Genomic DNA, 12,361 nt, shown 5'->3' with positions numbered 1-12,361 from the left:
TCCCATTTCACCGGTAGCGCCCTTCTCCAGTACGAAGGGTCCCGGATCCATACTGCCAGCCGGGATCAGGTCCGGACAGGGTGATCGCAACATCCTCCCTGAAACTGTTCCCGGACCATCCAAGAACCCACCAGCTGTTACCACCATGATAACTGATATGTATACTGACCACCGTCTCCGGATCACAGGTATAGGCGGCATAGACCGGTGACTCAAAGGTATAATATGAACTGGCGCTCACACCAACCGGAGGTGCGGGTGTGGGGAACGGATCATCAGCCAGGGTGAGGTTTCGCTTCGGTGAGAGGGTCGGCTCACTGCCAAGGGGATCTCTGGTATTGATCTCGTCAACGTCCCTGATAGAGACGCCACACTCGATCGGGATCAGAACCGGAGTCTCCTCTGAATACTCTGTGCTGGTGATGATCTCTGGAGTCGGAGGAGGTGTTTCCCCGGGATAGATCGGGATGGGGGTGATCAGGTTGCGGTATGTGGGGACGATCCGATCTGCTGAGATCTGAAGCATACCAGCCCCATCGACCTCAATGAGGGAGTATTCCCAATCATCAGGGAACCCATAGCCCTCCTCTCGGAGTATCGCCTCACCAACACTGGAAACACCACCATATGATGGAAGGGGGAGGAAAAGCGTCACATTATCAAGTGATCTCTCAGCGGAGATCGTCACATGATAGCGATAATCCGAACTGTAGCTCTCTCTGAACATATTCTCAGTCTGTATGTACAGACCTGCAAACAAGAGTCCGAGAATGATCACCAGAATACCCAGAATGGTGATTGCTGTCTTTTTAACATTCATGCAACGTTATCCCGTTCAGGATGTGAGCGTAATGAACCTCCTCGTCCCACACCATCTCAGCAGTACTCTCCTTTCTTCAGGAAAAGGATTGTGATGATCGGAAAACATGGACAGAGGGACGTCTCAACCAGAATCATTGGAGGAGAGAAGCGATCAGATCTCGTGCTTCTCCTCCCAGAGGCCGAAGGGATTCCCCTCCGAATCCAGGCAGAGGGCTAACGCTCCATAACCGGGAACCTCAGTATAGGGCATCGTTATTGTCCCTCCCATCTCCTCGATCTTCGGGAGATAATCAGCGATGGAATCAACCCCGATATAACAGGTTATCGTCTGATCAGGAGCCCCACGCATCCCAAGCCCTCCTCCGATTGCAGGGACGCTCTTTCCATCCCCTGTTTCAAAGAGGAGATAGTCGGAGTAGCCTGGCACCTCATGAAATTTCCAGTTGAAGAGGGTTTCGTAGAACGTACGTGCCCGTTGCACATCGCCGACGGGGATATCGATATGGACGATCGTTGCCATGCGTCCTTCTATCCTTGTTATGTAAATAATAACTTCTCCTCATTCATTCCAGGTGAAACGGACCGTCAGCCGGTATCATACTCTCTCAGGCAGTAATAACATCCATTATACCCATCCGCAATCGCATCCTCAAGTGTGCAATAATAGACGCGGTTTCTCTGGGCAATGCGGTGTGCCCAATCGCAATCCCGTACATGTACTTCACCTGAGTTCATATTCGCGATATATGGTGCATAGGTATTGGCACCGGATGTTCCGATATTCATAGTGACCAGGGCCTCAGTCTCATTAATCTCGAGGCTCTCGCCCGAGACGGTGATCGATACTGCTGTTCCGGGAAGAGTCTGCTCGATGACCGCCGGGAATAACACGATCGGAGGCATTTCAGAGATGATGCTGTTCACTACCCAGTCAACGATATAATCAAGGATGAACTCCGGTACACTCCAGGGGAGTGGAATGTCAATATCCAGTGCCGTCAGGGTGACCATCAGGCGCCGTGACGAATCCAGAGTGACAATCCCTTCAGCATTATCGATGATGACGGTGATACCGCTCGCATAGAGATCAAAGAGCTCCACGGTACTCGTCGTCTCATCAACCTCCCATAACCCCCAGAAGAGGCTCGTGGTTGTCGTGATCTGCATGTAGACATTGGTCCCAATCTCAAGATTCACGGAACCAGAGAATGAGACGGCATTACCCGGAAGGAGATCAAATGTGAACTTCGAGAATCCGATGGTGGCTTCTGCTTCTATCCAGACGCGATCCAGATCAACCTCCGTCACCACGAGGCCACCGGTGAGGATTGCCGTCCCCCAGTCGATGAGTGCATCCAGGAAGTCAACGAATGATGGCGGATCATACTCATAGGATCCCATGAGATCCATGATCTTTGGATGTGTTGTATGAGCCCACCAGAAGTCGTAGACCCGGTGCATGGCAGCCTCGTTTATCCCGATTCCGATATGATGGCCATTGGTAAAGTCGATCACTCCCATCGGATTTCCTCCGGTATATCCAAGCAGATTCACCGCACCCGCAAAAACAGTAGGGGGAAATACCCGGGCAGTCCCAAGACTGATAGGAAGCCTGTACGCCTCACCGGCCGGCATGAATGGGAGATCTGCTGAGAAGATGATGGGTGAGAGTTCAATAGTCGTTATTTCATCGGTGAGGAACGCCTCCATACCGATTGCAAGGATCTGGTTCAGTTTTGCAAGGACTGATGCAGGTAGATGGTACCGGTTGTCCAGCTCCAGATCCTCGATGAACGCCTCACTGCACTCAACACGGAACTGCCGGGTTGCCTGATCAAATTCAGGGACGGCAGCTACCCGGAACTGGGCTTCGAGATCAAATGATATTGACCCAAGAAGAGTGATGATAGCCTCTCCCCGGATGGTGATCTGAAGGGCTCCGGTATCTGTCACCTCAAATGTCGGTTCTCTCGCAAGAGAGACGCGGTATCCGATATCCATAAACTCCAGGAGATCCGGGGGAACATCCGGAACAGGAAGTGTATAGATGCCTTCAAATGTGGGAAGCCTTCCGAGACAGTAGGCAATTTTCAGAAATGTATTGATGAGATCCTCATGGATCTCCATGACAACATCATACCCACCGGTACTCATGGCCCTTCCTCCCGCGGAACAGTGGTGATCTCACCAGTTGTTGGATCGATCGATACCCTGACCTTCACCGGCTTTCCGCTCTGAATCATCCGATAATATGGCTTTTTGCGTGCAGGTATCGTCTCCATGATCGATCGGGTGTCCGCTTCGATCTGGGCATGCCATTGATCGCTCACCTTCTTTCGGAATGCATCATCAACAACAATCCCCACCTCCTCCAGTGTGCCTGGGAGATCTTCCTGGAGTCTGCGTTTCAGATCAGGATCATCTGCAATGCGACGTTGAAGCTCAGCAAACGGTTCAAATGAAAAGCGTTTCAACCGTTCCTGATCAACCGTGAATCTCCGCTGCATATCCAATACCTCCGTATGTACGGCAGGGATGTGTTTTTCACATCTTTACGATATGCGAACCATCGATGGAGTGCATTCACAAGAGAATGATACCCTTGTACAGCCAACAAAACAAAATGATATCAGGAAGAGGTGGCGCCTTTACCAACCTACATTACTACTTTTTTTCTGGAAAAGCAGGTAAATACACCATAATACCCTTTAAAACAAAAATAGAGTCTAAAATATGAGATAAATGATGCCTGACACCAGACAGACACAGATGATACACTATTATTATAAGGCCCATCTATGCCATTCTCAAGGGTGCAACAGACATTTCGATTGGAAACAGTTGATAAGGCATCGGAGATGTCCCCCTCAGGGTCCCCACCTGGATACCCGAAATATCAGAAGCCAGAGGCTAAGGAAGAGCCCGGCAGAGAGGGCAATGAGTACTACCCCATCAATCTGATAGTGGTGCCCACCAACCAGCACCGCGGCAGATGCCCCAAAGAGCCCCTTTGCATACAGGCCGGGCCGCTTCTCCTTCCTGTCGCCGGTATTGATGCTGCCTGCAAACTTCCGTGAACTGTAGGGCTTCAGCGGCATCAGCCCGCTTCGTGTGCAGCAGTCTTCAAGGATATGAAAGATGCTGCCGGTGAATAATCCTATCAAGAAGAAGGCGATGATAGGATCATAATATCCAGAGAGGTAGAGGGCTGATCCGATCACACCTGCAAGGATCACCGAATAGACAATGACCCCGGGGACTGTATGCATGGAACCACGATGGGCTGGATTAAACCTCTTCCCGGCTACCCTGTAGAAGAGCCCGGTCAATGGCATGATCACCGGCCGCATGATGAGGCTGAAGATCCGGGCAACACCATCCATATAATGCAGCTTTGAATCCGTTGCATCGGTATCCGGAAGGAGCGATCCGATGATGATTCCCCCAAGGAAGAGAGCGACAGGCAATGGATGGGAGAGGAGCCATGGAGAGGCAAGGAGAAGCCCGCTTCCCATGCTGATAGCGATATGGTCGGTTCCACGCATTCCTATAAGAGAACGAGGCCGGATTCCATAATAATTCGTATACTGTGCTGGCCTTTCTGCATCAGGGGGTGATGAACAGGTGCTCTCTCACACCCCCAGGCGATTGCGTGGAAGACGATGGGCGCAGGGACCCTCCCATTGAAGCATAGGATCCTATTTTTGTACTTTTTTCAAGGCTTTTGCAGCACGCTTCCGAACACTCTTCGATCTGTCCTGCAGTGTTGCAGTGAGATCATCAACGGCCTGTGGACTACGAATACGGCCAAGTGCCTTTGCAGCAGCCTTCCGCACATCTTCTGACGTATCCTCGAGTGCGGCACTGAGCGGGCCGACAGCTCGCTGCGAGCGCATCGCACCAAGTGCTTTTGCGGCTGCCTCACGGACATCTTCTGAAGAATCCTGCAATGCCGCAGTAAGCGGCTCGACTGCCGATACGGTCCGGATCTTCCCAAGCGCCCTGACAGCTGCTTCCCGGACATCCGCTGATGTATCCGTCATGGCAGCAATAAGAGGCCCGGCCGCCTGATGATCACGGATATTTCCAAGTGCTTTAGCAGCATCCTTCCGTACATTCCGCGCACCATCCTCAAGGACTGCGATCAGATCCGGGACTGCGAGCGGATCACGAATTTTTCCAAGGGCCCTGGCAGCCCGCCTCCGGACCACAGCCTCGTCATCCCTCAGAGCCTCGAGGAGGGGATCAATTGCCTCAGCTGCCCGCATCTTCCCGAGTGATTTCGCTGCATAACTCCTGATATCGGGATCAGCATCTCTGAGTTGCTCAATTTTTCCTTCTAATTCATTCATGCACATCACATCCCCTATACATGGAGTGCCATTCTCCGGGTGCACCCTGGGGGTCAACCCATGACAACCATTGATGATTGCGGCCTTACATAAACATTGTCGTCCCCGGAAGTGCGGGCATGATACCGAAGATCCCCGGGTTACACCCAACGCACCACCTCGGGTGTAGGTGGGTGCGATGGTTATTGATACATATTTCCGGAATATGCAACCCCTATGATGGAATAGACACTGCAGAATCCTTTATTATCCATGGAGATAGAGCGCAGAAAAAAGTATGATGGAACGCTGATCAGGCGACCTGATCAGAGGTCGAGACAAAATGACCTTCGATACCAGTCTTCGGGGATCCGGATAAAAGAAGATTGATCTCGTAGCTATTGAGGGAAATGTCTCGTAAAGACGAGATGTACAAATATATTGGCACCATTGAAAACAAGGTGCGGTGTAAAAGATGTACTTTCTTTCAATATATCAATATTTATTATAATAGTTGACATCTATATGACAACACGATGTAGATTTATTAAAATTCTCATATAAACCTTTAATATCAAAAAGAAGGTTTTATAAATAACATAAATAAATAAATATAATAGTTATTTATATATATTATTAAGTAATTATTACCATTGGCATAGGTAGACAGAAGCTTGCCCGGATATGGGTAAGACCATCTGGCAAGCAAAACAGATTGCGTGTACATTCCCAAATCGTAACAATGACATTAAAACAGACATTGGGTGGGAGATATTGACTACCGTGCCATCCGATCGATTGACCTGAAGCTGTCATCCGGATTAAACGAGGAAAGGAGGAGGAATAGATGATTATTGGAAAAAAAGCAACCATAATGGTTACATTATTGATGATGTTTGCCTTGGTCGCAGTACCGGTAAGTGCCGATACAGTGACGACAAACGTTACGGTCCAGTCTGGTGGAGGAGATCCCCCCTGGATAATGGCGGTATGGCAGCAGGATACAACCCCCTCATTAGAAGATGGAGATCCTGATCACCAGATACCTGGACCCCAGTTTATGCCGCCAGTTACCTACAGGGGCTTTAAGAGAGTATATAATTATGCAGTGGTCTTTGATGAACAGGGACCGGATACGATATCCGAGGTATCATTCCAAACCTACAATCCACGTGGGAATGCCCAGCAGCTCGGTGATGAAGAGGTTGATATAAACTGGCACGTCTGGGATGGACGATACAGGTATCAGAACATTGCTGACAATTATTACGCCCATGATGATGAGAATGATAAGGCTGCAGCAAGAGCTGCTGTAAAAGCCGCATATGAGGCAGGTCTTGTTACATTTAACGGTGCAACATGGGAAGAAGTGGATTATAAGCTCAGCCAGGACGAGGCAAAACTCTTCTGGGGAGGTGTTAGTCACTTTTATAATACGCCGGGAGGATGGTTGACTGTCAAAACTACAGCCTTTGACATCAATGATAATCCTAGCGACACAGTGGAAAGCAAGTTCTATCTTGTACCGGTTGCAGGTGTAGAACTGGATTTCACAACAATTGATTACGGAAAGATCGCATTGAGCCAATGGAAGCCGATCAGTGGGGACGCAAACTTCGGAACCGCAGATCGACCAACAGTCAGAAATATTGGTAACACGTATGTCTCAATTGTCATAGAACAGGATGACATGGGTATCGGCCAGTCACTCATAAATGGCATTCCCAGATGGGATGTTGAATATGGTGCTCGGCTTGGGGATAATTCAAACAACTGGGTTGAGTATAAGCCCTATGAGGAGGCAACGTTGCCCAACCCCCTGCCGCTCTGCAACACAGGAAAGCTTGACTTTAAGATCCATATCCTGAAGGCGTGGAGTGGAAGTACCTATGGCGGTACAATGATAATTACTGCCGATCAATGGTGGGGAAATTAATACATTGGAGAAGAGTTGAGAAGGAATACTACCCTGCATGAGATCAGGTTTGGTCTGGAAACAGTTCAGCCTCGTATTAACGGAGGGACATGCCAGAAATAGGCATGAACCCCTGTTTTTTTGAGTGGAAGCAAGATCTCTGCAACGTCGAAGGAGGAAAAAGGTAAAATGAATGGATTATGCAGATTATCGATCCTTTTGGTTGTTATAACACTTTTGGCAATGTTTTGCCAACCTGCTATGGCTTCAGGTATCGGCATAGGACCAAATGAGATAACGATTAATCAGGCCACTCGCGGTGGAACCTATGATAGAACACTGACACTCTTCAATCCCGGTGAAAAAGGTGTCAATGTTAATGTCCGGACAGATGGTGTTGCAGGCGACTGGATTAATCTCTACCGTTTCGATGATCGACAAACTCCAATCACTGAGATGTTCATACCAGCCAAGGGTAATTCTCAATTGGTTTTCAGAGCCAAAGTTCCATCAGATACACCAACTGGCACCTATCAGGCAAGAATTATCGCTGAGACACGGAGCGAAGATGTCGTGGGAGGTGTTGGAACAGTGCTGAGGGCTCGAACCACTGTAACGATCCATGTTACCGGCGCTGAGATTGTATCAGGAAATGTTGAGACCATTACAGTAGCTGATACTGAGACAGGAGTGCCCCTTGTTATCAATACCCGCTTCAGAAATACAGGAAATGTTATTGTTAGCCCCGAGGTTCACACCACTATTAAAAAGAATGGAAACGTCGTTGGAGAGGCGAAGTCCAGTGAAAAACAGGTCATACCAGATACATCTGAAGCGATTATGGTTGAGTGGGATACCGATGGTATGGAACCAGGAACGTACACAGCCAGTGTCGTGGCATCTCTTCGTGGTCAGACAATTGCATCTCAGGAGATTGGTTTTGAAATCTTCCCATATGGTCAGCTGAGCCGTGACGGAAAGATTGACGAACTTAAGTACGAGGGGATGATGCGGGCTGGCACTCCGATAAAACTGAGTAGTATATTTACCAATACCGGAAGAATATCAACCCGGGCAGTCCTGAATGCAGAAATCTTTAAAAATGGCAACTTTGTCAATGTTATCTCCGGAGACACAGTGCTGGTTCCGGTGGGTAGTCATGCTGAGCTCTTCTCCTATGTAACGCTTGATGAACCAGGAGAATATCAGATTAAATACTGGGCATTATATGAAGGTCAGCGAACCGAAACGAAAGAGATATCATTAACCGTATCGGGTGCTGAACCGCAGGCACAACCGCAGGCATCACCACTCTCACCGATATCAGTCATTGTTGCATCGATGATGCTGATACTATTCGCCACAGGGGGAAGATTATCAAGAAGAGATTGATCAGAAAGGATATACTCATCAAAGAGTTAATGAGACAGAAACAGGATCTCCCTGTAAGCTGTGATCAGGGTCATTCAGGATAGCACTATTCCGAAGGCCCTGATGGGGATATGGGGAGATGTGTAGCTTTGGTTTGATCAATCACATTGGTAAAGGCAATCATGAACGTGAAACGAATGACTGAAAGGGTGATGAAATACAATACTAGTCCTCGATAGGTATTGTCATCATACATTCAGAGATCTAAAGATCAGAGTGGCACGGTGAGTTTCAGGCGTAGAAAGTACCCCCACCCAAAAAATATACCATTTTTTTCGTACCAGGTTTAGCTATGGCAATACTGGGAGAACGTACCTTACTTAATTGTTCATTTCTCTGATCATTGTCCCCCTCATGTATGAGGATATCAAAACCAACGACGGTAACTTCCTCCGTGGAGATGGATAAGTCATCTATCATGCTATGCATGCAGATGGTCCATCAGGTAGGTATCTTGAACGCCTTTCTCTTGTTCCTGTATATCTCAACTGTTGTTCACTCCGAAGATCCTTTTAATCTGCGGGAGAAGGGTGTACCAGGCCTCACGAAACATAAACACCTTCGGTTCGCAAACGAAGCATACGATCAGGGTGATCTTCTTATTCAGGAATAGTTCCGAAGGGTGATCCCAGTATCTGAATTTTTTCTCAGATAATTGTATCAAAGAGCGATATGTGCATTAATCCGTTCATAGTGGATGTATCCAACTGATGAAACGCTTTCCTCAGCTCCATCGGTTGAAAAAAATCTGGTGATACCAGTCGTCAGAACATTCAGATTGTCAGCAAATTCTCTTTGATTCATTCGGATTATCCATGATCCCAAACCCCATTCAATTTAAAATGGCAGACCACAGGTTCAGTTCAATGTTACATAAGAATAATCAGGGTAGTAATCCAGAGATAAAAAATGACAAATATATTCTCATAATAGCATGCGCAGTTCAATAATCGCATTATTTTACAAATGAGGTAATTTAAATCGATATAAGAATTTGAGGACAACCGATTAAGCCATTCTAACTATCAATAACGCAGGGTTTTTTTGAGGATACGAGGGATTTTCCATGGGAAGAGAGGGGGGCTTTTTTCATCTGTTTGAATAGGTAAAAAAATGAGTAAAGGAATAATCATGAGTTGTTTTTTAAGAATAATGAATTTAAGAAAGTATGATGAATCATAATCCTTTTATTGCTTACTCTTTTTCTATAATATATTTATAAATTATTATAATGAATAATTATATATATTTCAAAGATATAGCTATAATCAGCACAGGTAGACACAGAAGCCAGTCCGGAGAGGGCAGCACCAATAAACAAATGAGCCTGATTGGCGGGTGATTTCCCGGACGTTCCAATGACAATGTGTCATGACATCAAATGACAATGAAGTCGCCTACCGTGCCATACGATTCGATACACCCATGCCTGCCACAAGAATCGAAGAGAGTAAGGAGGAAAAATGATGATAATCGGAAAAGCTGCAGCCACAATGGTTGCACTGATGATGGTACTGGCATTTATTGCCTTACCGGTAAGTGCGGTTGCTTCGCCAGCCGTGCTTACAAGCGCCACCATTCAGTCAGGAGGAGGAGATCCACCTGTTGTGATGGCGGTCTGGCAACAGGACACCTCAAACTCACTGGAAGATGGCGACCCGAGACACCAGGTCTCCGGACCACAGTTCATGCCACCCATCGAATATGAGGGAACAAAGGAAGTCTGCTACTATGCAGTTGTCTTTGATGCTCAGGGACCAGGCACAATCAGACAGGTCTCGTTCCAGATCTGGCACCCACTGGGTAATGCACAGGGCCTCAATGATGAGAGCACTGAAGTAGTATGGAACGAGTGGGATGGGTCCTACAAGTATCAGGTCGTTGCTGACAACTGGTACGCCTACAATGACGAAGCAGAGAAAGCTGCCGCCCGGGCTGCCTTACAGGCTGCTTACCAGGCAGGACTTGTCACCTTCAACGGTTACACATGGGCAGAAATTGATTATAAGCTCAGCCAGGACGAAGCGAAACTCTTCTGGGGCTGTGCAGACAAGTACTACAAACAGCCAGGCGGCTGGTATCCAGTCAAAACAACCGCATTTGACCAGAATGACAACCCAAGTGATGCAGTCTGGAGTCAGTTCTACTATGTTCCGGTTGCAGCATTTGAGCTCGACTTTACCTCAGTGAACTACGGTGCAGTCTCGATCAGCAACTGGAAGCCAATCAGCGGTGACGCAACATTTGGCACTTCAGACAGGCCGACTATCAGGAACATCGGCAACACCTGGATGTCAATCTCCATCGAGCAGGATGACATGGGTATCGGTCAGTCCCTTATCAACGGCATACCCCGGTGGGATGTTGAGTATGGTGCACGGCTTGGAGACAACTCTGCCAACTGGGTTTATTACCAGCCCTATGAAGAGGCAACGCTCCCCAACCCACTGCCACTCTGCAACACAATGAAGCTCGACTTCAAGATTCACATCCTGAAGGCATGGAGCACCAACAACCACATTGGTACAATGACCATCACTGCTGACCAATGGTGGGGCGACAACAACGGTGAAACACCCGTATAATACTACCCTGCATGAGATCAGGTCTGGGCGAATATGAGTTCAGGCTCCATTCAGCGGGCGGAGATGCCGTAAATCGGCATAAACCCCCGTTTTTTGGTTAATCACGGTTTCTGCAGAAAGGGGGAGAACAGCATGAGCCATAGATGTTCATCAGACGTATTTTTCGTTATGGTTGCACGCATGGCGCTTTTCAACCAGCCTGTTTTAGTTCAACGAAGGGATATCAGCCCGGATGCATCTCCCATTCATAATCTCATCTGTCAAAGGGTCCGGGATCGACCAATGGCAGCCATGCATTCAGAAAGATATGTAGGAAAAGTCACTGGTCAAACAGGTGGAAAAGTGGTCAATTGGATGGACTTTTATCAAGGTAATAAGAAAGAGTCCCCGCTCGCTGACCCGGAGATCCCGGTAAAGAGAAGAGATACGTTGCTATTGAGGCCCATTGTACCTGGACATACATTAACCCAAAACAGTTCAGGCATGAGTTTGATGGACCATAATGGATTCATTGAGCATCTTCAGGCTAAAGAGATACATCTCAAGGTATTGTATTCAGATCAATTGATCAATTTACAAAAATTGGACAAATACCGACATGAGGGTATGATGCAGGCGGATGCCCCCATCAGACACAGCCCTGTTCTGAACAATACCAACAGGCTTCAAGAGAGAGCTGCAGATCCCAAAAAGTGTGAGAATAAGGAAAAAGGTGTTGTACCAGGGGTAAAGAATCGAAATTCTGGAGCTTTTGTTACCAATATCAGCAGGTGTTCAGCTGAGGAGGGCCGAAGCAAGACCTGGAGTTCCTCAATTTGGCTCACTTGCATTGCTGATGCTGGTTTTACTCACTACAGGAGGGGAGAAAAGGAAAATGGGGTGAACGGCCGGAGTGCCGAAGACCATGAGGAGGTTGAGTAGAGTATGAAAAAAATGAATACCTGGATCACGGTGATAATCGTGATTCTGCTACTATCGGCAACTATAATTCCAGGATCCGCTGGAGATAGTGCAGGTGGCGAGTCAGCCGGAGCAGAGACAGGTGGGGATGCAGAAGCATCAGATGGAGATAGTGCAGGTGGCGAGTCAGCCGGAGCAGAGACAGGTGGGGATGCAGAAGCATCAGATGGAGATAATGCAGGTGACGAATCAGCCGGAGCAGAGACAGGTGGGGATGCAGATGCATCAGATGGAGATAATGCAGGTGACGAATCAGCCGGAGCAGAGACAGGTGGGGATGCAGATGCATCAGATGGAGATAATGCAGGTGACGAATC

The 12,361-nt window shown here is 47.9% G+C and carries 10 protein-coding genes and 1 pseudogene; 5 read left to right on the top strand and 6 right to left on the bottom strand.

The features are described 5' to 3' along the window. Positions 1 to 7 precede the first annotated feature (7 nt). The 6 genes from J2T58_RS10205 to J2T58_RS10180 form a co-directional block, all read right to left on the bottom strand. On the bottom strand, positions 8 to 820 hold the full coding sequence (locus J2T58_RS10205; RefSeq protein ID WP_253489612.1) for a hypothetical protein: 813 nt from the start codon (positions 818 to 820) through the stop codon (positions 8 to 10). A 153-nt stretch (positions 821 to 973) separates the two neighbouring features. Continuing rightward, on the bottom strand, positions 974 to 1,342 hold the full coding sequence (locus J2T58_RS10200) for a VOC family protein (protein ID WP_253489611.1): 369 nt from the start codon (positions 1,340 to 1,342) through the stop codon (positions 974 to 976). Positions 1,343 to 1,407: 65 nt separating this feature from the next. Then, positions 1,408 to 2,976, bottom strand: coding sequence for a hypothetical protein (locus J2T58_RS10195; RefSeq protein WP_253489610.1), 1,569 nt, complete (start codon positions 2,974 to 2,976; stop codon positions 1,408 to 1,410). After that, positions 2,973 to 3,329: a hypothetical protein gene (locus tag J2T58_RS10190; RefSeq protein ID WP_253489608.1), complete on the bottom strand. Its 357-nt coding sequence runs from the start codon at positions 3,327 to 3,329 to the stop codon at positions 2,973 to 2,975. Before J2T58_RS10190 ends, J2T58_RS10195 begins: the two co-directional genes overlap by 4 nt. Positions 3,330 to 3,689: 360 nt before the next feature. Further along, positions 3,690 to 4,367 (bottom strand): metal-dependent hydrolase, encoded by a 678-nt coding sequence (locus J2T58_RS10185; protein ID WP_253489606.1) that lies wholly within the window; start codon positions 4,365 to 4,367, stop codon positions 3,690 to 3,692. A gap of 153 nt (positions 4,368 to 4,520) precedes the next feature. Next, positions 4,521 to 5,174, bottom strand: coding sequence for a HEAT repeat domain-containing protein (locus J2T58_RS10180; protein ID WP_253489604.1), 654 nt, complete (start codon positions 5,172 to 5,174; stop codon positions 4,521 to 4,523). 826 nt (positions 5,175 to 6,000) lie between these two features. Here J2T58_RS10180 and J2T58_RS10175 point away from each other — a divergent pair. From J2T58_RS10175 to J2T58_RS10155, 5 genes and pseudogenes are all read left to right on the top strand, one after another. Continuing rightward, entirely contained in the window at positions 6,001 to 7,089 is a 1,089-nt protein-coding gene (locus J2T58_RS10175; RefSeq protein ID WP_253489602.1) for a hypothetical protein, read from the top strand. Between the two features lie 240 nt (positions 7,090 to 7,329). Then, the gene (locus tag J2T58_RS10170) at positions 7,330 to 8,460 is read left to right on the top strand and encodes a DUF3324 domain-containing protein (RefSeq protein WP_253489599.1); all 1,131 of its coding nucleotides are present in this window, start codon (positions 7,330 to 7,332) and stop codon (positions 8,458 to 8,460) included. A gap of 1,502 nt (positions 8,461 to 9,962) precedes the next feature. Beyond that, entirely contained in the window at positions 9,963 to 11,084 is a 1,122-nt protein-coding gene (locus J2T58_RS10165) for a hypothetical protein (protein WP_253489597.1), read from the top strand. 282 nt (positions 11,085 to 11,366) lie between these two features. Continuing rightward, positions 11,367 to 12,005 carry a hypothetical protein gene (locus J2T58_RS10160; protein WP_253489595.1) on the top strand — a complete coding sequence of 213 codons (639 nt, stop codon included), beginning with the start codon at positions 11,367 to 11,369 and terminating at the stop codon, positions 12,003 to 12,005. A gap of 3 nt (positions 12,006 to 12,008) precedes the next feature. Further along, positions 12,009 to 12,361 (top strand): annotated as a pseudogene (locus tag J2T58_RS10155) (hypothetical protein); the annotation flags it as partial.

The organism is Methanocalculus alkaliphilus (genome assembly GCF_024170505.1).
In the GTDB taxonomy this organism is placed as follows: domain Archaea; phylum Halobacteriota; class Methanomicrobia; order Methanomicrobiales; family Methanocorpusculaceae; genus Methanocalculus; species Methanocalculus alkaliphilus.
Note: the sequence above shows the minus strand (reverse complement) of the source record. Positions and strands in the feature narration are given on the sequence as shown.

Excerpts from the sequence above, each read along its gene's own strand:
- J2T58_RS10185 (WP_253489606.1), bottom strand. The coding sequence starts at position 4,367 with ATGCGTGGAACCGACCATATCGCTATCAGCATGGGAAGCGGGCTTCTC.
- J2T58_RS10180 (WP_253489604.1), bottom strand. The coding sequence starts at position 5,174 with ATGAATGAATTAGAAGGAAAAATTGAGCAACTCAGAGATGCTGATCCC.
- J2T58_RS10195 (WP_253489610.1), bottom strand. The coding sequence starts at position 2,976 with ATGAGTACCGGTGGGTATGATGTTGTCATGGAGATCCATGAGGATCTC.
- J2T58_RS10190 (WP_253489608.1), bottom strand. The coding sequence starts at position 3,329 with ATGCAGCGGAGATTCACGGTTGATCAGGAACGGTTGAAACGCTTTTCA.
- J2T58_RS10160 (WP_253489595.1), top strand. The coding sequence starts at position 11,367 with ATGGCAGCCATGCATTCAGAAAGATATGTAGGAAAAGTCACTGGTCAA.
- J2T58_RS10165 (WP_253489597.1), top strand. The coding sequence starts at position 9,963 with ATGATGATAATCGGAAAAGCTGCAGCCACAATGGTTGCACTGATGATG.
- J2T58_RS10205 (WP_253489612.1), bottom strand. The coding sequence starts at position 820 with ATGAATGTTAAAAAGACAGCAATCACCATTCTGGGTATTCTGGTGATC.
- J2T58_RS10175 (WP_253489602.1), top strand. The coding sequence starts at position 6,001 with ATGATTATTGGAAAAAAAGCAACCATAATGGTTACATTATTGATGATG.
- J2T58_RS10200 (WP_253489611.1), bottom strand. The coding sequence starts at position 1,342 with ATGGCAACGATCGTCCATATCGATATCCCCGTCGGCGATGTGCAACGG.
- J2T58_RS10170 (WP_253489599.1), top strand. The coding sequence starts at position 7,330 with ATGGCTTCAGGTATCGGCATAGGACCAAATGAGATAACGATTAATCAG.